This is a genomic window from Neobacillus sp. CF12 (genome assembly GCF_030348765.1).
In the GTDB taxonomy this organism is placed as follows: domain Bacteria; phylum Bacillota; class Bacilli; order Bacillales; family Cytobacillaceae; genus Neobacillus.
This window is the reverse complement of record NZ_JAUCEU010000007.1, coordinates 5,896,015-5,920,790: the sequence shown is the minus strand read 5'-3', so window position 1 is coordinate 5,920,790 and position 24,776 is coordinate 5,896,015. Positions and strand designations below refer to the sequence as shown.

The 24,776-nt window shown below is 36.3% G+C and carries 21 protein-coding genes and 1 riboswitch; of the genes, 9 read left to right on the top strand and 12 right to left on the bottom strand.

Going from position 1 to position 24,776, the window contains the following annotated elements:
• Window positions 1-29 precede the first annotated feature (29 nt).
• Together helD and QUG14_RS28560 are read right to left on the bottom strand one after the other, a co-directional pair.
• Window positions 30-2,354, bottom strand: coding sequence for an RNA polymerase recycling motor HelD (helD, locus tag QUG14_RS28565; protein ID WP_289343832.1), 2,325 nt, complete (start codon window positions 2,352-2,354; stop codon window positions 30-32).
• A 188-nt stretch (window positions 2,355-2,542) separates the two neighbouring features.
• Window positions 2,543-3,430, bottom strand: a complete 888-nt coding sequence (locus QUG14_RS28560) for a hypothetical protein (protein ID WP_289343831.1) — start codon at window positions 3,428-3,430, stop codon at window positions 2,543-2,545.
• 396 nt (window positions 3,431-3,826) lie between these two features.
• Between QUG14_RS28560 and QUG14_RS28555 the strand changes: the two genes are divergently transcribed.
• Window positions 3,827-6,295 carry a S8 family serine peptidase gene (locus QUG14_RS28555; protein ID WP_289343830.1) on the top strand — a complete coding sequence of 823 codons (2,469 nt, stop codon included), beginning with the start codon at window positions 3,827-3,829 and terminating at the stop codon, window positions 6,293-6,295.
• A 716-nt stretch (window positions 6,296-7,011) separates the two neighbouring features.
• Window positions 7,012-9,435 (top strand): immune inhibitor A domain-containing protein, encoded by a 2,424-nt coding sequence (locus QUG14_RS28550; protein WP_289343829.1) that lies wholly within the window; start codon window positions 7,012-7,014, stop codon window positions 9,433-9,435.
• 41 nt (window positions 9,436-9,476) lie between these two features.
• Here QUG14_RS28550 and QUG14_RS28545 read toward each other — a convergent pair whose 3' ends face one another.
• The 7 genes from QUG14_RS28545 to QUG14_RS28515 all read right to left on the bottom strand — a co-directional run bounded on the left by QUG14_RS28545 (window position 9,477) and on the right by QUG14_RS28515 (window position 15,279).
• A complete protein-coding gene (locus tag QUG14_RS28545) occupies window positions 9,477-9,761 on the bottom strand; it encodes a PH domain-containing protein (protein ID WP_289343828.1) in 285 nt (94 codons plus the stop codon).
• A 36-nt stretch (window positions 9,762-9,797) separates the two neighbouring features.
• Entirely contained in the window at window positions 9,798-10,208 is a 411-nt protein-coding gene (locus tag QUG14_RS28540) for a DUF3784 domain-containing protein (protein WP_289343827.1), read from the bottom strand.
• 842 nt (window positions 10,209-11,050) lie between these two features.
• On the bottom strand, window positions 11,051-11,548 hold the full coding sequence (locus tag QUG14_RS28535) for a L,D-transpeptidase family protein (RefSeq protein WP_289343826.1): 498 nt from the start codon (window positions 11,546-11,548) through the stop codon (window positions 11,051-11,053).
• Between the two features lie 59 nt (window positions 11,549-11,607).
• The gene (locus QUG14_RS28530) at window positions 11,608-13,116 is read right to left on the bottom strand and encodes an aminotransferase class V-fold PLP-dependent enzyme (protein ID WP_289343825.1); all 1,509 of its coding nucleotides are present in this window, start codon (window positions 13,114-13,116) and stop codon (window positions 11,608-11,610) included.
• 119 nt (window positions 13,117-13,235) lie between these two features.
• Entirely contained in the window at window positions 13,236-13,583 is a 348-nt protein-coding gene (locus QUG14_RS28525) for a hypothetical protein (protein ID WP_289343824.1), read from the bottom strand.
• Window positions 13,584-13,728: 145 nt separating this feature from the next.
• Window positions 13,729-14,124, bottom strand: coding sequence for a sporulation protein (locus tag QUG14_RS28520; RefSeq protein ID WP_289343823.1), 396 nt, complete (start codon window positions 14,122-14,124; stop codon window positions 13,729-13,731).
• Window positions 14,125-14,231: 107 nt separating this feature from the next.
• Window positions 14,232-14,371, bottom strand: a riboswitch (cyclic di-AMP (ydaO/yuaA leader).
• Between the two features lie 179 nt (window positions 14,372-14,550).
• Window positions 14,551-15,279, bottom strand: coding sequence for a polysaccharide deacetylase family protein (locus QUG14_RS28515; RefSeq protein ID WP_289343822.1), 729 nt, complete (start codon window positions 15,277-15,279; stop codon window positions 14,551-14,553).
• 113 nt (window positions 15,280-15,392) lie between these two features.
• Between QUG14_RS28515 and QUG14_RS28510 the strand changes: the two genes are divergently transcribed.
• From QUG14_RS28510 to QUG14_RS28500, 3 genes are all read left to right on the top strand, one after another.
• Window positions 15,393-16,181, top strand: a complete 789-nt coding sequence (locus QUG14_RS28510; RefSeq protein ID WP_289343821.1) for a Cof-type HAD-IIB family hydrolase — start codon at window positions 15,393-15,395, stop codon at window positions 16,179-16,181.
• A gap of 172 nt (window positions 16,182-16,353) precedes the next feature.
• Entirely contained in the window at window positions 16,354-17,226 is an 873-nt protein-coding gene (locus QUG14_RS28505; protein ID WP_289343820.1) for a MerR family transcriptional regulator, read from the top strand.
• Window positions 17,227-17,280: 54 nt separating this feature from the next.
• The gene (locus QUG14_RS28500) at window positions 17,281-17,808 is read left to right on the top strand and encodes a MerR family transcriptional regulator (RefSeq protein WP_289343819.1); all 528 of its coding nucleotides are present in this window, start codon (window positions 17,281-17,283) and stop codon (window positions 17,806-17,808) included.
• A 36-nt stretch (window positions 17,809-17,844) separates the two neighbouring features.
• Here the strand turns inward: QUG14_RS28500 and QUG14_RS28495 are convergent, their stop codons facing one another.
• On the bottom strand, window positions 17,845-18,819 hold the full coding sequence (locus tag QUG14_RS28495; RefSeq protein ID WP_289343818.1) for an acyltransferase family protein: 975 nt from the start codon (window positions 18,817-18,819) through the stop codon (window positions 17,845-17,847).
• A 282-nt stretch (window positions 18,820-19,101) separates the two neighbouring features.
• Here QUG14_RS28495 and QUG14_RS28490 point away from each other — a divergent pair, with 282 nt between their 5' ends.
• The gene (locus QUG14_RS28490; RefSeq protein ID WP_289343817.1) at window positions 19,102-20,085 is read left to right on the top strand and encodes an NAD(P)H-dependent flavin oxidoreductase; all 984 of its coding nucleotides are present in this window, start codon (window positions 19,102-19,104) and stop codon (window positions 20,083-20,085) included.
• A 45-nt stretch (window positions 20,086-20,130) separates the two neighbouring features.
• Here QUG14_RS28490 and QUG14_RS28485 read toward each other — a convergent pair whose 3' ends face one another.
• A complete protein-coding gene (locus QUG14_RS28485) occupies window positions 20,131-20,616 on the bottom strand; it encodes a nitroreductase family protein (RefSeq protein ID WP_289343816.1) in 486 nt (161 codons plus the stop codon).
• Between the two features lie 156 nt (window positions 20,617-20,772).
• Between QUG14_RS28485 and QUG14_RS28480 the strand changes: the two genes are divergently transcribed.
• Window positions 20,773-21,111, top strand: coding sequence for a hypothetical protein (locus QUG14_RS28480; protein ID WP_289343815.1), 339 nt, complete (start codon window positions 20,773-20,775; stop codon window positions 21,109-21,111).
• 37 nt (window positions 21,112-21,148) lie between these two features.
• On the opposite strand, the gene QUG14_RS28475 is transcribed toward QUG14_RS28480, so the two are convergent.
• The gene (locus QUG14_RS28475) at window positions 21,149-21,880 is read right to left on the bottom strand and encodes a M50 family metallopeptidase (RefSeq protein WP_289343814.1); all 732 of its coding nucleotides are present in this window, start codon (window positions 21,878-21,880) and stop codon (window positions 21,149-21,151) included.
• Window positions 21,881-22,078: 198 nt separating this feature from the next.
• On the opposite strand from QUG14_RS28475, the gene QUG14_RS28470 reads away from it, so the two are divergent.
• Window positions 22,079-23,203, top strand: coding sequence for an ABC transporter ATP-binding protein (locus QUG14_RS28470; protein ID WP_289343813.1), 1,125 nt, complete (start codon window positions 22,079-22,081; stop codon window positions 23,201-23,203).
• Complete coding sequence (locus tag QUG14_RS28465; protein WP_289343812.1) at window positions 23,203-24,759, top strand: ABC transporter permease/substrate-binding protein; 1,557 nt, start codon at window positions 23,203-23,205, stop codon at window positions 24,757-24,759. Before QUG14_RS28470 ends, QUG14_RS28465 begins: the two co-directional genes overlap by 1 nt.
• Window positions 24,760-24,776: the final 17 nt, after the last annotated feature.

Sequence of the window (24,776 nt, the reverse complement as noted above, 5' to 3'; positions counted from 1 at the left end):
CCGATTTTTCGGACGCTGTTTTTTCGTACCTATTCTACCTCATACAATTTTTCCGCTACGCTTCTCATGAGTGGACTCAAGTCATTCGTTATAAACATATGAAGCCTATGCATCGCACGGGTACAGACGGTATAAAATAACTTACGTTCACTTTCATTTTTATATTGAGAACTATCATATAGAATAACTGCGTCGAACTCGATTCCTTTTGCCAAATAAGACGGAATTACCAAGATACCTTTTTCGTAAGCAATCGTCGCTTTCTCAATTAGATGCAATGGAACCTCATCTTTAAGCTCCTCGTACACCCTTTTACTTTCTGCTGCCGTTCTGCATATAACAGCAATCGTTCTATGACCTTCTTTGTAAAACTCATTTATCTTATCCTGAATGAACCCGTTTAGTAAATCAGGTTCCGCTTTTTGGATTGTTGGCTTTTTGCCATGGCGGTTAAAAGGTTCAATTTTATCGCCGCCTTCAATCAAAGAGCTAGTGAAATCAACAATTTCCTTCGTTGAACGATATGTTTTGGTCAAAATAATCTTTTCTATGTCTTCTCCCTTTTTTTCATAATCTGAAATAACCGTAGGAGATCCTGTCGCCCCTGAGAAGATAGCTTGATTGAAGTCGCCAAGAAGTGTCATTTTACTATATGGGAAGAGCCTTTCTATTAGTGCAAACTGAAATGGGGAATAATCCTGTGCTTCATCAATAAAAATATGACGGATACCTGTTGTAGATTTTCTTCCCTTCAGTAAATCCTGTAAGTAGACAAAAGGAGTTGCATCCTCGTAAGCTATTTTATAGTTCGCTAATTGTTTAATACTTTGCAAACAAATTTGTGCCCAGTCGTCAAGAAGGACTTCTTTATTATCGACCCCCACTTTAAATAATTGACTATATAACCCCTGCATATCGATAAAATTTAACTTTTTAACTCTAGAAAATAAAGGCCTGAACTTTTGTTTGACTATCTTTTCGGCTAGGAGCTTTTGTTCCTGTTCAAAATCATCAAAGCTTTTATCAGTAAATCGGTCTTTCTCTTGAAGTTCTTGGTATGCCTCTAAATAATCCTCTTTTTCAAGAAATTGAACCTCTTCTTCTACCCAGGCTTTTGAACGTTCTTGTCTGACTCTTCTCTTTAACTCCCTTAACAGCCAATCCTTTACCATCTCCAATCGGTTGGGGATGGTGAAACTGTTATCTAATGAATAAAAGTAATCGTAGATTGCTTCCTTGGAAATAAAAATCTCGCCTCGAAAAATTAAATCTTTAAAAAGAAGACCCTTTTTAGACAAATCAATTACAAACTGATCAATGATCTGTTTAAACTGCAAACTTGACTTATATCGTATTCCCTTAACCCTGCTATGATAATCTGAGTGCTTTTCAACATTCAGTAAAAATTCCATTTGATCAAATGGATCCTCAACCTCGAACTGAGTTCCAATTCGATTATTAAGATATTCCATAAAGGTAGCCTGCTCCATGTTCTCTTCACCCAACTCAGGGAGTACTGTCGATACATAGGAGTTAAACAAGGGGTTAGGCGAGAACAACATGATGTTTTCAGACTTTAATGTTTCACGGTACCGATATAGTAAATATGCCACACGTTGGAGGGCTGCAGATGTTTTACCACTGCCCGCTACCCCTTGAACAATGAGGAGCTTGCTTTTTTCATTCCGAATGATTAGATTTTGTTCTCTCTGTATCGTAGCAACAATACTCCGCATTTGTGCATTCGCATTATTTCCAAGAACCTCTTGGAGCATTTCATCCCCAATGGTTACTCCAGTATCAAACAAGGCTTTAATTGTTGAATCTCTAATGATAAATTGTCTTTTAAGATTCATCTCACCTTCGATTTTCCCGTCCATTGTATGATAAGAAGCAGGACCTGGTGCAAAATCATAATAAAGGCTGGAAATAGGTGCACGCCAATCATAGATTAAAAAATTCTCATCCTGCTCATCCATTAGTGATGCAATTCCAAGATACACATGATCAACGTTTTTCTCTCCAGTTTCCAAAAAATCTATCCGCCCAAAATATGGTGAATATTTTAAGCGTTCAAGGATTCGCATCTGTTTATTCATTTGTTTAAAGGTTCGTTCCCGCTCAGATAACAACTCCGCCTGCTGCTTAATACTTGCTGCCGTTTCTATAACGTCATCCGGCTCATCCATATTAACCGTTACATCTTCCCAAAAAGACTTTCGAAGCTCGAGGACATCTGAACTAACACCCCCAGTATTTTGCTGGAGTTTTTGCTTTTTCTTTTCAATCTCCTTAATAACTGTATTAACTCGTTCCTGCTCCACCTGGAAGTCACTTTTTTGGGTATCACTCATTTGACCACTCTCCAGAAAAATTTTATTTCCATATATATTGACAACCATTCTCTTGATGTGTTAATATAATATAGAGATAATTTAATATTTATCTATGATATTTATAAACCAAAACTTATCTTATCATGAATCCATTGTAATTACAATATGCATTCTACGCCCTGTAGGCGTTTTTTTTATGTCTATTTTTAATCACTTGTCATTTTGGTTTCCATTTCCTCCTCTAACTCTCCTACCTCAACCTTATTCCTTGTTCCATAAACCCAATCTCTAAATTGGCCATAAAGCAATACCATTAAAATTCGTATAGCAACATAGTCTACACCATGTAAATTTTCCTTTAATAGTTTTTTCTTTTTAAAAAACCAATCTAATCCAACAATCATTAGTAGTACCCTTAGTTTCGCACTCCAATCATTCTGTTTTAAGAATGACAAAGTAGAAAATAAAGATAAGGAAATTGCATACAACGGTACAATAATAAAATGCTCCGTCCAAGAATGATATCTCCCGAACCCGAAACGTATTTTACGAGTTGAAGCAAATATAAATAATAAATTTGCTTCAGTTACCATAATGCTTAAGAAAAGTGAAATAAAGCGGATGAACGGATTCTTTTTTATTAACAAAAAACTCCACCAATCACTGATTTTAAAGTATATGGGAATTAATATTAAGGTATATAAGGTTCTCCACCAATTATGTTTATATACTTTTAATCTTAAGAATATGAGTTCTATCAATGAAAAATAAATACCACCAAGTAATTTCCATACCCAGCCTAATTTAAATACAGTTAAAAAAACTGCAGTAAAGGGCACAAAAATAGCCTGAGATAAAATGGCACCAAATATATTATCAAAAAAGTTATTTTTCATCACTCTTGGCTTATATCTATATGCATCAAAAAGGTTAAGCACAAAAAATTCTAGCAAATACGTTAAACCTGTATTTGACATTAAAAGAGAAAATAATTGCTTTTTGTTTTTACTTTTATAAAAGGAATACCCAAGAAGACTGGTGTGGATTAGAAATAAGACAATAAAGGGTATTTTATTCCGCTTTGGATTCTTCATATACATATCCCATTTCTTCAATCAGTTTTAATAGTAGTATTTGATTTAGTCTAAAAAAAATCCGAAAAAATCCCAAACTCGTTTAAAAATTGTTTGACATAAGCATTTACCGCAAGCAAAAAGCTCTCCAAATCGGTGAGCTTTTTATAATTGAGTTAGGATTGCATTTCGATTGTAAAACCATAGGTTTTCGCATTTATAGCCCTAAAGTATGGGTGGTTTTTGTCGGTTTTAAGAGTTTTTACACTAATTAATAGATAAAAGGATTCAAGGAAATAGTCATGTGTTAACAGAATATTTACAATGTTACATAAATTGTGTTTTGTGCGTTTACTTAGGGAGGGATATACGTAATAACGCATAAAAATAAAAATAGAAAAGGGGCTTGGTCTAGCCATGGCAAAGAGGTATACTAAATCTTTTCTCGTTACTCTTGTATTCTTATTAGTATTATCAACAATGGGTGCAGGTGTAGGTGCTGTTAATGTTACGGATAGTAAGGCTGCACCGGAACTTGCTAACTTAGTTGGTAATTTTAATTTCTCTTCAACCAAAAACACAAGTGTAATTGTTGAACTAGAAGAACCATCAATCGTTGAGGCGAAACATACAGGAAAAAAACAAACTAAAGCAAATTTATCAAAAATACGTAATCAAGTTAAATCAGATGTTAGTAAAGCAGTAAAAAGCTTAAAAGTAAGCCGCGAATATGACTATGTTTTTTCTGGTTTTGCAGTTGAATTGCCTGCGAATGAAATTCCTTCATTATTGGCTGTGCCAGGAGTAAAGGCAGTCTATCCAGATGTAACTTATAAAGTAACTAGCGTAGGCAAAGGTGAATTACTATCTAAAGATGAGTATAGTCCAAATATGTTAGCAAGTGCCCCGCATATCGGTGCAAATGATGCATGGGATGCCGGATTCACTGGAAAAGGGATAACAGTAGCGGTTATTGACACTGGTGCCGATTACACTCATCCAGATTTGGACCAAGCGTTTGGGGATTATAAAGGTTGGGATTTTGTAGATAACGATAACGATCCACAAGAAACACCTAGAAATAATAGTAACCCTGATGACGAAACAGCTCATGGTACTCACGTCTCTGGTACAGTTGCCGCTAATGGACAAATTAAAGGTGTAGCTCCTGAAGCAAAGCTGCTCGCTTACAGAGTTTTAGGGCCGGGCGGAAGCGGAACAACTGAGGCCGTTATTGCTGGTATTGAACAAGCTGTTAAAGACGGCGCAGATGTTATGAACCTTTCTTTAGGTAATTCTATAAATGATCCTGATTATGCTACAAGCATTGCCTTAGACTGGGCAATGGCTGAAGGTGTAGTTGCAGTAACATCGAACGGAAACAGCGGTCCAGCTAACTGGACAGTTGGTTCACCAGGAACGTCTCGTGACGCTATTTCTGTTGGTGCTACACAACTTCCTTACAATGTTTATGACTCAACCATTACTACTACTGGTGGCGTTGCCTATCCTTCTGCTAAGGTAATGGGCTTCCCAAGTGATGAGGCAATTAACGCTCTTGATGGAAAAGAATATGAGTATGTTCATGTTGGTTTCGGCTCCCCTGCCGAATTTGAAGGAAAAGATGTAAAAGGAAAAATCGCATTAATCAGCCGTGGAGCTGGAATCGCCTTCGTTGACAAAGCTATTGCTGCAAAAGCTGCCGGTGCAGTTGGCGCAATCATCTATAATAACGCTGCTGGTGAAATCGTAATGGTTCCAGGTACAGAAATACCAACCATTAGAACAACCCAAGAAGATGGTAAAAAATTATTAGCAGAATTAGCAAATGGGAACAATAAAGTAACCTTCAATATTGAATACAATTCAACAGTTGGAGAAACAATGGCTGACTTCTCTTCTCGTGGACCAGTAAATAATACCTGGATGATAAAGCCGGATGTTTCTGCTCCTGGTGTAAACATTACAAGTACTGTTCCAACACACGACCCTGAAAATCCACATGGTTATGCTTCATACCAAGGAACTAGTATGGCATCACCACATGTAGCGGGTACAGCAGCACTACTCTTGCAAAAGAACCCAAATTGGAGCGTTCAGGATGTAAAGGCTGCTTTAATGAATACCGCGGAAGAACTAATTAATCCTGTTACTGGTAATGCATATCCTCACAATACACAAGGTGCAGGAAGCATTCGAGTAATGGACACTCTTGAAACGGAAACTCTTGCTACCCCTGGAAGTCATTCTTTTGGAACCTTCTATAAGAATAAAGGCAAACAGGTTGAAAAGCAGCACTTTACAATTAAGAACCTTTCTGATGAAAACAAGACTTATAACTTCCAAGTTAACATGGGTGAAAATTCAGATTCAATCAAAGTATCTACTAGCAACAACTTAAAAGTAAATGCTGGTAAGTCGCAAAGTGTTAATTTGAATGTTCAAGTTGACGCAGGAAAATTAGAGCAAGGCTATTATGAAGGCTCAATTACAATCAGTGATGGAAAATCAACTTTTGATGTACCGACTATTTTGTTCGTCCAAGAGCCTGATTATCCACGTGCTGAATATGTTGGTGTAAATCAACTTGGTGATGGTCAATTTGAAATTGAGGGATTATTCCCAGGTGGAGCAGAATCAGTTGAACTCTTTGTCTATCTCTCAAATGCAGATGGAGCACCACTTGGATATTTAGGTGACATTGCCGTTTACGAGAATGTTGCACCAGGTTACACTACGTTTGCTTGGGATGGAAAAATTACAGTTGGGGCTAACGGTATTCCAGATGGATTTAAACTTCCTGCCGGAAATTACTACAACATCTATGCTTATGCAACATACAAAGGTCAATCAAATACAGCTGGTGCGAATTTTCTCCTTGAATAATCAAGTAGGAGGGGGTGACTAACCCCGACCTCTCACACCACCGTACGTTCCGTATACGACGGTCCAGCTAATTCTTCTTAGAAATTCATATCTCTAATCTAGACTTCTTACCCCTCGGTTACTCCAATAAAAGTTACCGAGGGGTTTTATGTAATAACGTAATGCCAACTATTTTCCAGTTTTGCTTTCTCGATCCTCCCCATTCATCTCTCAATACTTTTGCAAGTTCAAGTATGCTGTATTTTTCAGGTTCTCGTCTGCCCTTAAAATATTCCTTTTAAGTTGACGGTATTTTTTTGGGTATTATTTCCCTTCAGATTAATTATATCGGTATAATTGTCAATACACCTTGATATTTTTGAATAATAAAATCAATTTTACAATATTATCATTACCCTACTAACAAATCATTACCATAATCCTCCAAATAGTATCAAGCCAGTATTACTTCCTTTTCTGAAACTCAAATAATTCCCAACATAAGCAGGCTTTATTAAAATTGTAAATACATTTTATTATTTTCATAGAACAATTATTATTCTTCATAAATCGACAGATTGCTACAAAATATCCGATTTTAATGACGAAAATCATGCCTCAAGACTTAATTTTTCGTTAATTTAGTTAAAAATTAGGTAAAATATACCTATTGTTTTGTCCTAATTTTCTAAATATTATATTAATACGGCCGAAATATAACGAAAAGGGGAATAAATTTGAATAAGTTTATAAAAACTAGTCTTTCTTCTGTTATGCTTGCAGGTACATTATTTGCTGGATTCCCAAGTATTGATGCTTCATCCAAGGATATTGCACTCATACATAAAGCTGAAGCCTCTTCCTTTTCTTCAAACAGCTCACTCGATTTAGCGATTGTGAATGAAGAGAGATTAATAGAATCTTTTATTAAACAAGGGCTCCTCTCTAAAGATTCATCTGAAGAGGTAAAGCAAAAATTCCTAAAGAACTACCTTAAGTTAAAAGGAAAGCAATCAAACGTTAAGGAGTCTGACCCGTTAGCAGCAAAAGTAAAGGCTGCGGAAGCCCAAAAGCAAAATAAATTTAAAGAATTTAACAATGGTTTATTGAATGGAGAAGGAAAGAAAAACGGACATTTAAAGGGTAATCCAGATCCAGTCCAGGAAATACCCCACACTGGTGATGTACGAAAGGACAAGGTATTAGTCCTAGCAGTAGAATACTCTGACTTTGCTCATAATAACATTAATCCATCCGAGACTGACAACTATTATGAAGACTATCCTCTTAGACACTATGAAGATATGATTTTCGGTGATGATGGCGTTGTAGGACCCAATGGTGAAGATTTTGTTTCAATGAAACAATTTTATAAAGAGCAATCAGGCGGTACCTACTCAGTAGATGGGAAAGCATTTGGTTGGTTAAAGGTTCCTGGAACGGCAAAGTTTTATGGTGCTGACCGAGCATCTGGTGGACATGATAACGTTACTCCAGGCGGATCCAAACAACTGGTGGTTGATACCTATAAAGCTGCCATAGCAGCTGGAGTTCCTGTCGAGGATTATGATTTGGAAGACCCACATGATTTTGATGGAGATGGAAATCTGTTAGAAAAAGATGGTCTCGTTGACCACTTAATGATTATTCATTCAGGTGTAGGTCAAGAAGCTGGTGGTGGTTCTCTTGGGGATGATGCAATTTGGTCTCATCGCTCAGCAAAGTTTGTTGACTTAGATGGATACGATGCATCAATTCAAAACCCAATTGGTAAACCAGGTTTTTACGATTACACGATGATGCCTGAAGACGGGGCAACAGGTGTGTTCGCTCATGAATATGGACATGATTTAGGATACCCGGATGAATATGATACAGTGTACTCTGGTACTGGTGAGGCAGTTGCTTACTGGTCGATTATGGCAAGTGGTTCATGGGCTGGTAAAATCGGCGGTACAGAGCCAACTGGATTCTCTCCATTGGCAAAATCATATTTCCAATCCTATCTAAGTGGAAATTGGACAAATGACACTGTTGAATTAGACTGGAATGAAGTAACTACAAAAGGAACACAAGTGTTACTTGATCAAGCAAACTCACCAAATGGGAAAAACGCAATTGCTGCTAAAGTAAACTTGCCTCAAAAGAAAACGCCAGTAAACACTCCTGCTGCGGGTAGCTTTGAATATTGGGGTGGACAAGCAGATGAAATGGATACCAATATGGTAACTGATGTTGATTTAACAGGCAAAATCTCTGCTACACTTACTTTTGACGCTTGGTATGATATTGAACCACAATGGGATTTCGCCTTCGTACAAGTTTCAACTGATAACGGTACAACCTGGAAGTCATTAGGAAATGGAAATACCCGTTCGGATGTGGTACCAGAGGGTTATCCAACGATTTTAACTTCTATGCCGGGATTCACTGGTAATTCTAACGGATGGCAAGCACAATCCTTTGATTTATCAGAATATAAAGGTCAGAAAATTAAGCTTCGTCTTCGCTATGCAACTGACTGGGGTACCTCTTTCATCGGCTTCTTTGCTGATAATATCAAAGTGGTTGCTGATGGGCAAACTCTAGTAGATGATGGTGGTGAAAATGCGACATCTCCATTTACAATAAATGGTTTTACAAAGATGGATGGAAATAAATTAACAAATCATTACTATCTCCTTGAATGGCGTAACCATAAGGGTGTCGATGAAGGTCTCGCTCATATTGCGCGTGGTAACTCCTTAATGAGTTATGATAGTGGATTAGTTGTTTGGTATGTGGATGACAGCTTTACTGACAACTGGACAGGAGAACACCCTGGTGAAGGATTCGTAGGAGTTGTAGATGCACATCCAAATACAGACTTAAAATGGAACTTTGCAAACGGTTCAGCACCAGTCCAAGCATCTACTCGTTTTCATATTGCAGATGCTGCATTTGGTTTAAATCCAACTTCTGGATTAAATCTTGACTATTCAGGTCTTCAAACATTGTTTGGACCAAGTCAGCCAGCGGTTTCACTTTTTAATGACAGCAACTCTTTTGAAAACACATTCATGCCAGATGCTGGTCGTACTATTGGAAACTTTGGCCTAAAGGTTCGTGTAAATGGACAAGCAAAAGACAAATCAGTTGGTTCAGTTGTAATCTACAAATAATCAACAAAAATCTCACCTCCCCTCTTAAGGAGGTGAGATTTTTATTGAGATATATCAGCTTTTTCGCTGAGTTGCTCAAACCAAAGTCGCGTCTGCTCAGTGTCTTTATCATTTATAAATATCTTCATATCCTTCAATTCTATATAAATATATGGTGACGATTCTTTCTGAATAAAGAGTAAGCTGCTGCCATAATCTTTCACTTTAAAATGTCCCTTTGAAAGTGTAGGCAGACCCACGCCATTAGTTCGTACGGTAACCTCTGGCAGTTTTTCCATTAATTCAATCGAAGTAATATCCTCATAACCCCATTCATCCCCATACATCCCTGTAATTTCAAAACTTTTCTCCTTAGTTACCAGCTAGTACCCTTGATAGCTAAAAAAAGTAAGAGTACTCAAGCCCCCAATAACGGCGATTAACAGAGAAATACTAATGATATAACTGCGCTTCCGCTTTTTTGGAACTTCATATTTAGTTAGATAAATAATTCCCCCCATTAAAAATATGCTCATAAATCCAAATTGAACTTCCGTTGCATATTTAAACGAGGTAAACATTAGGGGAAGCAGAATCAACATGCCAATAGCCGTTAAAATAAGTAAACTACCTACCTTCTGGGGATAACCATTGTCAATTAACTCCTCTTGTTCTTCCTTCGGTCGTGAAGCGAATCCTGAAATCAGCCAATAGCCTTCCTTTTTCCTTACTGCCCAACCGAGGATAAGGAACAGAATTATCACAAGACTATGTACAGCTAAAAGTCCCCACATTCCAACTCGCCCCCTTCACACTATTTTATTTTATATTATACATAATTTACGATTGATCACTTTGTTTAGATTCACATAATCTCAAAAGGCTATGAGTGACCGAAATCTTGTTGAGTTTAAAAAGTGGTCACTCATAAAGACTATGAGTGACCGGAATCTTCTTGAAATTAAAAAAGTGGTCACTCATAAAAGCTATAAGTGACCCAAATCTTATTGAAATGAAAAAAGTGGTCACTCATAAAAGCTATAAGTGACCCAAATCTTGTTGAAATGAAAAAAGTGGTCACTCATATAGGCTATGAGTGACCGGATTCTTGTTGAAATTAAAAAAGTGGTCACTCATAAAGACTATGAGTGACCGGAATCTTCTTGAAATTAAAAAAGTGGTCACTCATAAAAGCTATAAGTGACCCAAATCTTGTTGAAATGAAAAAAGTGGTCACTCATAAAAGCTATAAGTGACCCAAATCTTGTTGAAATGAAAAAAGTGGTCACCCATAAAAGCTATAAGTGACCCAAATCTTGTTGATATTAAAAAAGTGGTCACTCATAAAGACTATGAGTGACCGGATTCTTGTTGAAATTAAAAAAGTGGTCACTCATAAAGACTATGAGTGACCGGATTCTTGTTGAAATTAAAAAAGTGGTCACTCATAAAGACTATGAGCGGAATCTTCTTGAAATTAAAAAAGTGGTCACTCATAAAAGCTATAAGTGACCCAAATCTTGTTGAAATGAAAAAAGTGGTCACTCATAAAAGCTATAAGTGACCCAAATCTTGTTGATATTAAAAAAGTGGTCACTCATGAAGGCTATGAGTGACTGAAATCTTGTTTTTTTCATTAAGTCGGTCGAATGATTACCCTTGTGCCATTTGGAACCTTTTCGGCTAGTTGAAGTACATCCCGGTTATGCATCCTAACACAACCCGCTGAAACAGCTTTACCTATCGAACTAGGATTATTTGTGCCATGAATTCCATAGCCCTGCTTGGATAAAGAAAGCCACAATACACCATAAGGTCCACCTGGATTCATCTGTCGGTTAACAATGACAAAGTCACCTGTCGGGGTTCCTGTTAGCATTTTCCCAACCGCAATCGGATAGATTTTTTCTAACTTTCCATTTCTGTATAACGAAAGTCTTCTTTTCCCAATCGAAATTTGGATCGAATAGGGGATCGTATTTGGATCTGGCAGACCAGGGATTTGAATTTTTTGTCCAACATATAATTGTTGGTAATTGACCCCAGGATTAGCCGCATAAAGACTGCCGAGACTTACCCGATAATCCAAAGAGATTTGGTATAGTGTATCGCCCCGCTTTACAATGTGAATCATGATATCCCCCCTTTATCTACTAACATATGTTGGGATCATTCCTCCGTTGCCAATAAACCCTATACTTCATCAAGACTAAACAATGGCGACATATCCTGTCTAACGTGTTGGTTAAAGAAATAATCATTACTGGCAGGATCATATACGTAATCCTTTTTCCATTCACCAATGTTTCTAGTTATCTCTTTTATAGCATCTACAAATAATAAAACTTCTGCATTTGTCATGATTGGATGTATCGAGAACCTTACCCACCCTGGTTTAGTAGATAGATCTCCCTGATCAATTTGTTCAGCGATTTGCTTCGATTTATTTTGATCAATATCCAATAAGTAGTGTCCATATGTTCCTGCACAAGAGCAACCTCCGCGAACCTGAAATCCAAATCGATCGTTTAGCAAACGAACAATTAGATTGTAATGAATGTTCGTAATAGTAAAAGAAACAATACCAATTCTTTTTTCTTGCTGACTCTCTAATACATGCATATTAGGAATATCCTTTAATCCAGTTAAAAGTAGTTCAAGCTGTTCTTTTTCTCTGGCTATAATTTTTTCAACACCCATTTGTTCCTTTAATTTTATACATAGAGCTGAACGAATCGCCTGTAGGATCCCAGGTGTTCCACCATCCTCTCTATGCTCAATGTCGTTGATGTAATGGTGTTCACCCCAAGGATTTGTCCATGTAACTGTTCCGCCGCCTGGGTGATCCGGCACTCTATTTGTATAAATCCTTTTATCAAAAATAAGAACACCACTCGTACCAGGTCCACCTAGAAATTTGTGTGGAGAAAAGAGAATAGCATCCAGTTTTTCCATAGGATCTTCGGGGTGCATATCAATCTTTATATATGGCGCAGAGGCAGCAAAATCTACAATGCAAAGTCCACCATGTTTATGCATGATTTTGGCCAATTGATGAAAAGGTGTTTGTATGCCTGTAACGTTCGAGCACGCGGTAAATGAGCCAATTTTAACTTTTCGGTCACGATAATGTGAAAGTAGTTGTTTCAAATGAGTCACATCTATTAAACCCTTGGAATCAGGTCTAATTATCTCTACATCTGCTAATGTCTCAAGCCATGAGGTTTGGTTGGAATGATGCTCCATATGTGTAAGAAAAACAACCGGTCTATCCTCTTCTGAGAGTCTGATATGGTCTTTCCATTGCTCTGGGACCCTAATTCCCAATATTCTTTGAAATTTATTCATTACGGACGTCATCCCAAAACCATCAAGAATTAGGACATCATTCTCATCGGCATTTACATGTTCCTTTATAATTTTTCTTGATTGATTATAAATTCCGGTCATCATTAGACTCGTAATATTTGATTCCGTATGGGTATTGGCCATAAATGGACCAAACACCTCTGAGATTTTTTGTTCAATTGGTCTATATAATCTTCCACTTGCCGTCCAATCTGCATAAATAATCGGCTTCTTCCCATAAGGTGAATCAAATTCTTGATCAATGCCGATAATTTGGGATCGAAACGTATCAAAATAATCCTCAAGATTTTCCGGCAGTCGATACCATTTGCTACCGATCCTTGCAGTAATCATATTTTTTGCACCTCTCCATTAAATCCTGCTAATTACTATATGCAAACATCTTTCTATTGCCGACAAATCTCAAATAATGATAAAAAAAGCCTGATCCAAATGGACCAGACTGTACCTTACTATATGGATGTGTTTTTTGATGATTCCTTACGATTCACTTCATCAATTTTTTGAACAAACATGTGAAAAACCCGCTGCTTCTCTTCTAAGTCTTTTATATATTCTTTTAATTGATTATAACTTTCTTCAAACGGTTTATGATACCTCTGGCGGATATTTTCAATTAATTCCTCATTCACCGTCGATTGAATAACTTGCTTGGTAATTCCATATTTGTACGAGTAAACTTTTAATTCTTGTGCTACTTCTTCGTATTCTTTATCTATTTCTGTCAGGACTACTGAAATATCGTCCTTCCACTCCTCTAGTGATTTTTGTAAATAAGATTTGACCATTGTTTCTTCCATCGTTGCACCCGCCCTAATAAAGTCTACTAATACCTTTATTATAACGGTGATTGTTTACAACCTAATTTCTAGTAGTTTACAAAGCTATATCAATAAATAGGTAGATTTTCCGATTTACATATAAAACTAGTTTAATAGATACAAACTATGAAACCGCACCAATCATGATGGGAACAGTTTGCGTGATGTTATTTGCATTACCTAAATCAATATTAATCATTAGCGAATATTGAAAGGAATTTTGATTAACTTGAATATCATCAGGAACATCAATTAAGAACGTAATCTTTCCTGTCTGATTTGGACAACATTCAAATGAACAGAAAACAGAATGACTATTTAATGTTTCTTCTACAAATGCCTGTGAATCAATCCCTACTAGATCGATATCATATCTTTTTATTTTATTTTTTAATAGTCCACCAGTTATCTCAATGGTACCGTTAATAACACTTCCGGCTTCATATACCTGTTTATCTAAATGAACCATTGTTTTTGGTAAACCAATCTTTAGTTTTGTTAAATAATCTTTTAATGTCATCATCTTCACCTGTTCCCTATAAATAGGCATAATAAAAGACCATCAGTAGTAATCAAGCTGCTTAAAATGTTAAATAAACAAAAAAGCCCCTGTACTTGGCGGTCCATGACCTCCTTCGCTTTAGCCGACGAAGTTAGCTGACGGGTAGGATGGCGAAAGAAATTCTCATCCCTTCTACGCGTGGTAGAATTAACCCCAATAAAATTGGTTCCTCCGTACCCAAAATGGGTTTTGGCCGATATTTAATTCATATTGATTATGACGATAATTTTATCCTCAACCTGATACGTTGTAAAGAGTGATATTTACTTAAATAAACTCTCTAATCTTCAATTTTCAATAAAAACAATGATTTATCTATTGTTTGCTCATGAATCATCGATATTTTGACCAGTCCACCTCTTATTAATGAAAAGGGGATGAACTTTATTTTGTAATTAAATTTGCGAACTCTTCTAAAGTGGTTGAGTACTTAACATAAATTCGCGGCAAGTAAAAGAGTTCATCTTTTATTCCCTTTTTTGTATAGATTTCGGGTGTTGTAGTCAATCCAAATAAATAATACTTTTTCGTTTCTGCGGCCACTCTTTCATTAAAGTTCCCATAGGGATATGCAAGTGCGGTCACAGGCTTTCCCGTTATGTTTTCAATTTTTTCCTTGGAACCCTTTAATTCACCCTTGATATCACCTGATTTTGTCAAATCCGGATGGGTAGCAGTGTGAGACTGTACTGAGATTACACCAGTTTCTGACATCATCTTCAGATCAGATTGGGACAATCGATTGGAATGACCGATAAAGTCAGTAATTACAAAGAAAGTTGCAGTCGGTCTAAATTTGTCATCCCTTAGCTTTTGTAGGATAGTAAACGCAGTAAGATTATTTTTATAGCCATCATCAAATGTGATGAAAATAGGTTTATTTATTTTATCTGCTTCCTGCCACCGTTCAAATGTTAATAATGTGTATCCTTGATTTTTCAAATAAATCATTTGCTTTTCAAAATTCTCAGGTGTAACAAATAACTCCTTAGACCCTTTTCCGTTATATTCATCAATTGAATGATAAATTAAGATTGGAATTTTCTGCTGGGCAAGTGTATGTCCTGGAAGGCATAGCATAATAAGAAAAAACAATAAAACTCCTCTAAACATAAACATGCTCCCTTCTATTGATGCTTCCCTATTATTATTCCTCAGTTAGAATATTTTATCTATTTGATATTAATGTTAAACTTAAACATCATATCGAATAAAGGAGCAGTTCAATGTCTGAGTATAAGGTGTTATTTCTAGATATTGATGGAACCATCATTACGCCAGATGATTCCATTGAGCAATCTACGATAAAAGCGATTCGTCAGATTAAAGAAAAAGGCATGGAGGTTTTTTTGGCAACAGGCAGGCCCTTACACGAAATTAGAGAACTTGCCCAAGAATTAGATGTTAACTCCCTAATTGGGTATAACGGCGCATTTGCTATTTACCAGGGGAAAGACCTTTTTCAAGAGCCAATGAATAAAAATAGTGTCGAACAATTCATTGACATCGCGAAAAAGAATCAACATGAATTTGTACTCTATACAAAGGACCAAAATATATTTTCTGATTTGAAAGCAGATTGCGTGAAGGAATTTATTGAGAAATTCCATTTACATAAAAATCACCCTCTTTCATCATCCATCGATCTTGAGATTCTGGGAATATCATTGATCAATTTAAAACCAAAGGATACTGAATTATACAAATTTGATACTCAAATTCATTTATCGCAAGTAAATGTCGAAGGTATGTTTCATTGTTATGACGTAATTCGAGATCGAGTCAATAAAGGCGTCGGTGTTCACTATGTGCTGAAGCATCTTCGATTGGAGAAGGAAAATGCGATAGCATTCGGTGATGGCATGAACGATAGAGAAATGTTAACAAACGTTGGTGAAGGTTTTGCTATGGGGAATGGACACCCGGACCTCTTTCAATACGCAAAGCATAAAACAACTGCTGTAGGTGATTCTGGAATCTATAATGGGTTAAAAAAACTTGGGATAGTAGATTAAACAAAAGCTGTGCAAACTGCACGGCTTTTTTTGCATGATTTTGTTGGTATTTCGTGATATCCGTCTTGTTTTGATAGCTTTTGTCAACCTGCAGGAAAAAGGGGTGCTCCATAGAGAATTTACTATCTAAAGATGTTTTACCGTAAATTTAGATAGAAGGGATTTGAACATTATGAAAACTTTCACACAAAAGGAAGTTTCCAAAAAAATAAATGTTACACCTGCCACTTTAAGAAAATGGGAAAAGGAACTTGATGAATATCTTGAAATTCCTCGAACAAAACAAGGGGCAAGAATTTATTCACAGGTAGAGATAGATTTACTTTTGGAAATTAAAAACATGTATGAAAACAAACTTAGTACCGCAATGATTTTACAAACGCTGCAAAAAGGGTTTGAACCTGAGGAAGAAGATGTTACTGAACCTCCTGTTTCGACCTTAGCAATTGTTACCCAAGAGATGACCCCAGTTTCGAATGAAGAGCTTGCCATTAAGAATGCCGACCAATTTTTCGATGCCATGGACCAATATAAGCAAACTTTTTTAAATGAAGTAAAAGAGGAGATTAGAAGTGTTCTTCGAAAGGAAGTAGTGGAAGAAGTCAAAAAAGAAATTTCAGAGGGTGCTCATTATACGGTGAATTCCATCTCTGAGACTATTACGAAATCTACCGCTACTACAAAAGCGGAAATTGCTGGACTTTCTGGTCACCTTGAAAAAAATGCTGAACAAACGACTGAAAGACTTCTATATTTATCAAAGAGTATTGCCAATGCTTCACATGAAACCTCAGAAGAGATTTATACACTTTCGAAACAGTTATCACAATCTACAGAAGAACTGGCTCATTACGTTGATATTACAAACACAGAAATTTATAACCTATCCGAAGCAATTGAAGTGGACCGTTTAGAGCGTGGAAAAGAACGGGACCAATTTCGCCATGAAATTACCCAAAGAGAAGCTGCTTTTCAGGATCTATTAACTGGATTCCGAGATGTAGCTGCAACAAGGGAAAAGAAATGGTGGAAATTTTGGGAGTAAAAATGTCAGTACACTTGCTGCTATGAACAATTTATTCATGCGGGGGGAATAATGATGAATACAAACGAAGTTGCAAGATTATTAGGGGTATCAGCTAGTACCATTCAACGTTGGGTAAAACAGCTTGAGTTACCAATGGAACGGAATGAGCGAGGACATTACCATTTTAATAACGAAGATATTGATTTGTTAAAAAATATCCAAACACAAATACAAAATGGGACCTTATTACAAGAAATTGCTCCAGTTCAAGAAAGGAAAACACGCAAAGGGACTGTCAAAGCAGCACCTGAGAACAATTCTGAACTTGAAAGATTGTATTCGATTGTTACCGAATTGGAAACAAAGGTAAACTCAAAAGCAGATTCTGTTGCCTCCTATCAACTGCTGCAGCACCGCAGAGAAATCGAGGAATTACAAAGCCAAGTTATAAAATTAACGAAACAAGTTGAAAACCTCCAATCACAGCTTCAGGAGTTTAAGACATCAAATTTACCAGACAAACCACTGGTATTAGACCAAGGAAAGCTTAATAGAAAAAAGAAGAATTTTGTTAGTTCTTTATTTGGGTTTCTAGGATAAAAAATAAGCCGAATGTGTATTAAACACATTCGGCTTTTATATTTTCAACTCAACAATTGGTCGCGTATATTTTTTTATCATGTAACTGCCTAATATAATACAGACCATGAAGGAGAATGCTAGTAAGAACAAATAATTTTCTGAGAAGCTATTCGGTAAAATGGATTGGATCGATTTAATAATAAAACCATGGAATAAATAGACATATAGTGTTCTCTCACCTATTTTCGTAATACGATATTGATTCGATGGGATTAACGGCAAAAAGCCAAAAACGACAATTAGTGTTAAAACATATTGCAACGCACGTAGCAGTCCATCAGTAAGCTGCATTCCTCCCATGTTTTCATAAGAGGTATCGCCTAACAACCACGGTACAGCATTTTGTGGAAAACTAAATCCAAAAAATAAAAACATCAACATGAGAATGAATATACCTGTTGGAATAGCAAACTTTGCCCCAATGATCCGTTTTAAATGATCCCCATTTAATAAGAAACCTAACAAAAAGTAAGGAAAGAAGACAAACGTCCGAGAAATACTCATAAAACTACCTGCTTGCTCAAAATAGCCAATACCGATTCCAAGTATTACGGCGATGAATAAACCGATCCATTTTAATCTAGCAAATACATACAGCAGTAAATTCCAAAAGAATAAACTTAATAAAAACCACAATGACCAATGAGGTTGGAACAAATCGAATTCAAGCGTTTTTTCCTTACCCACTAAAAAATAAAAAATAGAATAGATTATCTGAAATATAAAATAAGGAATCAATATTTTTTGAAAAGCTTTACGTAAATATCCTTTTTTTCTAAATCCTTTGGCAAAGTATCCAGAGATCAAAATAAACGCTGGCATATGAAATAGAAAAATCACGCTATATAAAGTAAATAAAATCTTATCCTGATCCTTATATGGGCTAATTACATGCCCAAAAACAACAAGAAAAATTAATATGAATTTCGCGTTATCAAAGTACTTACTCCTACTTGTAGTGGAAGCCATTCTAATCCCCCTTAATATCCAACCCAAAGATATTTTAATAAAATTTCACATATGGTTCAATACCATTTTACCTTTGTAATGTTACAAGGATATTGAATAAAAATTACTTTCTATTTCGTTAAAATTACAATTCCGAAATAATAAACGTAAATGCCTATGCATATAGGACTATTATGATTGGTAATAAATACTAACACCAACTTTTATGACCTGATGATAAAAATCACATACACAGAAAATGATTTCTGGTAGTATCCAGAGTAAGTTCTAAATTCTAAAACAATGAAACGGGGTTATAAATTGAATTTTCCACAGTTAAAAATTGCTCATATTATGCCAAAGGTGCCCATCTTTCAAGGTGGTATGGGGGTAGGTATTTCATTAAGCAAACTTGCATCTGCAGTAGCAAATGCTGGTGGTGTTGGTATTATCTCAGGAACAGGGATTACAACAGATGAAATGCGCGAACATATCAGAAAAGCAAAAAGTTTAGTAAAAGGTGCAGGATTTATTGGCGTCAATGTATTATTTGCGATGAATGATTTTGCTGAAAAAATGAAAGCGGCTCTCGAGGAAAAAGTTGATTTTATTATTTCTGGAGCAGGAATCTCAAGGGATATGTATGCATGGGGTAGACAAGCAGGTATTCCTGTCATTTCCATTGTCTCTTCAGCTAAATTAGCAAGAATCTCAGAAAGACTTGGAGCTGCTGCAGTAGTTGTGGAGGGCTTTGAAGCAGGTGGACATCTGGGTACGGATAGACCAATGTTTGACATTCTTCCGGAAGTGGTGGAAGCCGTTTCTATTCCTGTTATTGCAGCTGGTGGAATTATGAATGGAGAGGATATTGCTAAAGCCATTTCAATGGGTGCTTCTGGAGTACAAATGGGAACACGCTTTGTAGCAAGTGAAGAATGTGATGCTCCTCAAGCATTTAAGCAAAAGTATGTTGACGCTCGAAAAGAGGACACAGCTTTAGTTAAAACAACAGTTGGTCTACATGGAAGAGTGATTGTCAATAACTTTGCAAAATTAATAAGTGGCACTGACAAATTGAAAATTGCAAAATGCCATGATTGTTTAAAAAATTGTTCTTATCGGTTCTGTACGCTTGACTCCCTGCTCACATCCGTAAATGGAGATGTCGAAAACGGACTTGTCTTTGCCGGTGCACGAGTAGATGAAATTAAGGATATACTCCCCGTTCAACAAATCATTGATAATCTTACAACGGAGTATCTAGATTCCATTAAATTTGCAAACTAATGTAAAAAAAAGAGGCAGCCGGATTATCGGTTACCTCTTTTTTGTTTATGGTAAGTTCTTTATTTTGTTTCTGATGGATGTTCTCGGTTTTGGATCCGGTACAATCTCAGGGTAACCAATTCCTAATACACCAATAAGATCATAGTTATCTGGTACAACTAGAATTTCTCGATTTTTGGCTGTTATTCCAATTGATGACCAGAATGTTCCTACCCCGTCGGCCCACGCAGCCAAATTAAAATTTTGAACAAAACAGGCAGTCGCCATTGCATTTTCTTCTTTTTCAATTGCTGAGGTGCCATGTTTAGATAAGACTGCAATAAGTACAGGTGCATTTCCAAAATTCGTCTTGTGATTCAGTTTAGCTCTTGTAACTGGACCAACAAAGTACACTTCCCAAGGTTCAGTCATTCTATGATTAGGAGCCATCTTTGCAGCCTCTAACCAAGAATAAATCAAATCAAGTTTAACTGTATCTGATTTGAACTTTTTTATATTTCTCCTGCTTGTAATGATATCCAGGATATTCATTTAACCCCTCCTATTAGTGAAATTCCAAGTGGGTTTATTTACATTAATCTATCTTATGTTCACTTTGCAAAAATATTTATATAGGATAAAGATTCTAAATTTTATAGGCACTAATTCCTTTTACCTGAATAATATGTGTGCGAGGAGGCGATTATCATGAATAATTATTACAATGGACCTATTGGAAATCCAGGGTACCAGGGTCAAGAAACTCGCGATTATCGGAATATCATGAATACATGCCAGCGATATATGAATTACCATGTGGTTGGTCAAATGAGTGATGGCACTCAAATGAATGGAATTATCCAAGACATGGATGATGAAGGTGTTACTATGTTAGTGCCAGAGGATGTTGATGACGACTCCGATGATATGAGATATGGTGGATATGGCGGTTACGGCAGACGGAGATTTCGTCGGTTTAGAAGACGCAGATTTCCATACAATGTTTTTGTTTTTCCATTTTTCTTTCCATTTCCTTATTACTATTAAAAATGTAGAAGAAGCTCGCATTTACGGCGAGCTTTTTTTATAAGAATTCTTTTGTTCCTTTTAACTGGTATTTCGGTTGCAATTCTCCTGCCCCTATTCTGAACAAACCTTTCTTGAATCCTAGCACAATAAAAAAAAGTGCTTGAGCAAAGAAGAATATCCCCCATGCTTGAGCTGGTATGAAAGCTGATAACTGAGATAAGTTTGTTGCATCGCCCGCAGCATGAGGCTGAATCAAACTGATAATTAAAATATCGTAGGCAGTACTAACCGATTCCACTAACAAAATACAAGCCAATAACAATACGAGATTATGGATTACCTTTTGGCTTCCCTTTATAAGAAAGGCTAGAAATATGAGACCGAATGAAGCTAACCAAAATAAACCATATGGATTTCGGACCCATAATAGTAAATTGATGAGTATGATTCCTAAAATCAAATCAATAAGAAATGTTTGTTTTTTCTTTTTAATCAACCAAAAAGATACATATGCCATAAATGAAGTAATCAAATAACCTGCTGAACAAGTAATAAGGTCAATAATCCAAATCGATTGTGTGCCATGTGTAACTCCATCTCCATTCATAAACAATGAAATGGATTCAACATGGCCTCCAAAGAGAGCAATAAAAGCGTGGCCAGATTCATGGATTACCGTATTAATAATCCTCAAGTAATCACCGATTATCGGAATTTGTATTATGATGAATGCCAATCCAACGAAGAGGAAAAATTTAAGACTAAGCTTTTCTTTTATAGATCCCAATTTACCTTCTCCTCATTTCTTTTAACTAGAATATTTTAGTTCCATCTTAACACTTTTCTTTATATTCTGAAAAATATTACGCCTTTTTATGAGTCTTAATTACAGGTAAAAAAAGGATAAAGTCGACAAAGAAACAACTTATATGTTAAAATGAAGTTGTTGGAAATTTGATATATGAATTTTTAAGGAGGAATGATCTTGATAGAGTTTAAAAATATAGTAAAGAAATACCGGAATAAAACAATTATTAAGCCCTTCTCGATTGATATCGAAGCTGGGCAATTAGTAGTTTTTATCGGACCAAGTGGCTGCGGGAAAACCACCTTGTTAAAAATGATCAATAAATTAATTCAGCCATCAGAAGGAAAGATTTTTGTAAATGGTAAAGATATTTCCAAAATGGATGCAATAGAACTTAGGAGAAATATTGGCTATGTAATTCAAAATACAGGTCTCTTCCCCCATATGTCGATTAGAGAAAATTTAGAATTAATCCCAAACCTAAAAGGAGAAGATCCAGATAAAATTACCAAAAAAACAGAGGAACTTCTTCAGGTAGTCGGATTAAATCCTTCTGAATTCCTACACCGGTTCCCTAAAGAGTTAAGTGGTGGACAGCAGCAACGAGTAGGGGTGGCCAGAGCATTTTCAACGGATTCAGATATCATTTTAATGGATGAGCCCTTCAGTGCATTGGATCCTGTAACGAGAAACTCACTTCAAGATGAACTCGTTCAAATGCAAAAAGAACTTAATAAAACCATCATTTTCGTTACCCACGATATGGACGAAGCCATTAAAATCGCTGATAAAATTTGTATTTTAAAAGACGGCGATATTCTCCAATTTGACACCCCTGAAAATATTCTCAAAAACCCAGCCAATGAATTTGTCGAAGGATTTATTGGGAAGCGACGAGTTTGGAATAATCCTGAATTATTAATGGCTGAGGATATTATGATTCCTAACCCTGTAAAGATTACTGCTAAGCGAACTGTTTTACAGGCGATAGAAATCATGAAGTCTAATAAGGTCGACAGCTTATTGGTAACCGACAAAAATAATATTTTAATAGGATTAGTTACATTAAAAGGAGTCCAATTACTGAATCGAAATTCAGAGATTGATAGTGTTATGGAGAAAAATGTTCTCGCTATTTCCGAGGATAGTAATTTAATTTCCATTCTAGCCACGATGAATGAACATAAAATTGGCTATGTCCCCGTTATTAATCAAACGAAGCAATTAACTGGCCTAATAACGAGAAGCAGTATTTTATCGGCTCTAAGCAGCCAACTAATTGATTTGGAGGTGGCCTTTTAATGGGTGATTTTTATAATTATTTAAGTGCAAACTTCGAACAAATCCTAAACCTATTAGGTCAACATATATATTTAAGTATTATTTCTGTATTAATCGCGGTAATTATCGGTATTCCACTCGGTATTTTAATATCAAGAGAGCCAAAGCTCTCAAAACCCATTATCGGTACGACGAATGTCATTCAAGCTGTGCCAAGCTTAGCCTTACTCGGCTTCTTAATCCCCTTCATTGGGATTGGCAGCGCACCTGCCATTGTAATGGTTGTCCTTTATTCTCTTCTTCCAATCGTCAAGAACACCTATACAGGATTAACGAATATTGATCCAGACATTCTGGAAGCCGCCAAAGGTATCGGTCTGACCAAGAGTCAAACCATGAAAAAGGTTCAGCTGCCATTAGCTTTTCCGATGATTATGGCGGGTATCAGAATTTCTGCTGTAACTGCCGTTGGTTTAATGACCATCGCTGCATTTGTGGGTGCGGGTGGTCTTGGTTATCTGGTGTTCTCTGGTGTACAAACCGTTGATAATTACATGATTCTTGCCGGTGCTATCCCTGCATGTATCCTTGCCCTCTTGATTGACTTTATTGTTGGTAAACTTGAGACATCCTTTTCTTATACGAATAAACAGAAATCAGCAACTAACACGGGTAAAACGGTAAAGCGTTTGGTCATTGCAGTTACTAGTATTATCGTAGTTGCTGCGGGTGCTTTTACGGTTTATTCAAAAGCAAGTGCAGGTGATAAAATTGTTATTGGCTCTAAAAATTTCAGTGAACAGCTGATTTTAGGGAATATGCTAGCTGATTTAATTGAAAATAAGACGGACCTTGAAGTAGAGAGAAAAATGAACCTTGGTGGCTCACAGGTAGCTTTTAGTGCTATTAAAAATGGCGATATTGATATGTACGTAGAATACACTGGGACTGGCCTTGTAAATATTCTTAATCAAAGTCCACAAAATGATCCTGACAAGGTTTATGATTATGTAAAAAAAGAATTCAAAACTAAATATGGAATAGACATGTTAAAACCACTTGGGTTTAATAACACTTACGCATTAGCAGTGCGTCAAGATACAGCACAGCAATATAATTTAAATACCATTTCAGACCTTGCTAAAGTAAGTGATAGCATGATTATGGGACCAACGATTGAATTTCCAAATCGCGAAGACGGACTAATTGGACTTTCGAAAACGTACAATTTGAATTTTAAAGAGGTGAAAGCCATTGACGGGGGATTACGTTATACAGCTCTTGATAATCATAAAAGTGACGTCATCGATGCCTTTTCAACGGATGGTCTAATAGAAGAATTTGGATTGAAGGTTTTAGAAGATGATAAAAATTTCTTCCCTCCTTATTATGCTGTTCCAATTGTCAAAGAAGAAACATTAAAGGAACATCCTGAACTTGAAGAAGCACTAAATACACTAGCAGGCAAACTAACGGATGATAAAATGAGAAAACTAAATTACAAAGTTGATAGCCTTAAAGAATCACCAGCAAAAGTAGCAAAAGAGTTCTTACAAGAAGAAGGGTTGATAAAATAAAATAGCCGGCGCTGCCG

Bases quoted from the DNA above. Each gene is read 5' to 3' on its own strand.
- helD (WP_289343832.1), bottom strand. From the start codon at position 2,354: ATGAGTGATACCCAAAAAAGTGACTTCCAGGTGGAGCAGGAACGAGTT.
- QUG14_RS28560 (WP_289343831.1), bottom strand. From the start codon at position 3,430: ATGAAGAATCCAAAGCGGAATAAAATACCCTTTATTGTCTTATTTCTA.
- QUG14_RS28555 (WP_289343830.1), top strand. From the start codon at position 3,827: ATGGCAAAGAGGTATACTAAATCTTTTCTCGTTACTCTTGTATTCTTA.
- QUG14_RS28545 (WP_289343828.1), bottom strand. From the start codon at position 9,761: ATGTATGGGGATGAATGGGGTTATGAGGATATTACTTCGATTGAATTA.
- QUG14_RS28540 (WP_289343827.1), bottom strand. From the start codon at position 10,208: ATGTGGGGACTTTTAGCTGTACATAGTCTTGTGATAATTCTGTTCCTT.
- QUG14_RS28535 (WP_289343826.1), bottom strand. From the start codon at position 11,548: ATGATTCACATTGTAAAGCGGGGCGATACACTATACCAAATCTCTTTG.
- QUG14_RS28530 (WP_289343825.1), bottom strand. From the start codon at position 13,116: ATGATTACTGCAAGGATCGGTAGCAAATGGTATCGACTGCCGGAAAAT.
- QUG14_RS28525 (WP_289343824.1), bottom strand. From the start codon at position 13,583: ATGGAAGAAACAATGGTCAAATCTTATTTACAAAAATCACTAGAGGAG.
- QUG14_RS28520 (WP_289343823.1), bottom strand. From the start codon at position 14,124: ATGACATTAAAAGATTATTTAACAAAACTAAAGATTGGTTTACCAAAA.
- QUG14_RS28515 (WP_289343822.1), bottom strand. From the start codon at position 15,279: ATGTTTAGAGGAGTTTTATTGTTTTTTCTTATTATGCTATGCCTTCCA.
- QUG14_RS28510 (WP_289343821.1), top strand. From the start codon at position 15,393: ATGTCTGAGTATAAGGTGTTATTTCTAGATATTGATGGAACCATCATT.
- QUG14_RS28505 (WP_289343820.1), top strand. From the start codon at position 16,354: ATGAAAACTTTCACACAAAAGGAAGTTTCCAAAAAAATAAATGTTACA.
- QUG14_RS28500 (WP_289343819.1), top strand. From the start codon at position 17,281: ATGAATACAAACGAAGTTGCAAGATTATTAGGGGTATCAGCTAGTACC.
- QUG14_RS28495 (WP_289343818.1), bottom strand. From the start codon at position 18,819: ATGGCTTCCACTACAAGTAGGAGTAAGTACTTTGATAACGCGAAATTC.
- QUG14_RS28490 (WP_289343817.1), top strand. From the start codon at position 19,102: ATGAAACGGGGTTATAAATTGAATTTTCCACAGTTAAAAATTGCTCAT.
- QUG14_RS28485 (WP_289343816.1), bottom strand. From the start codon at position 20,616: ATGAATATCCTGGATATCATTACAAGCAGGAGAAATATAAAAAAGTTC.
- QUG14_RS28480 (WP_289343815.1), top strand. From the start codon at position 20,773: ATGAATAATTATTACAATGGACCTATTGGAAATCCAGGGTACCAGGGT.
- QUG14_RS28465 (WP_289343812.1), top strand. From the start codon at position 23,203: ATGGGTGATTTTTATAATTATTTAAGTGCAAACTTCGAACAAATCCTA.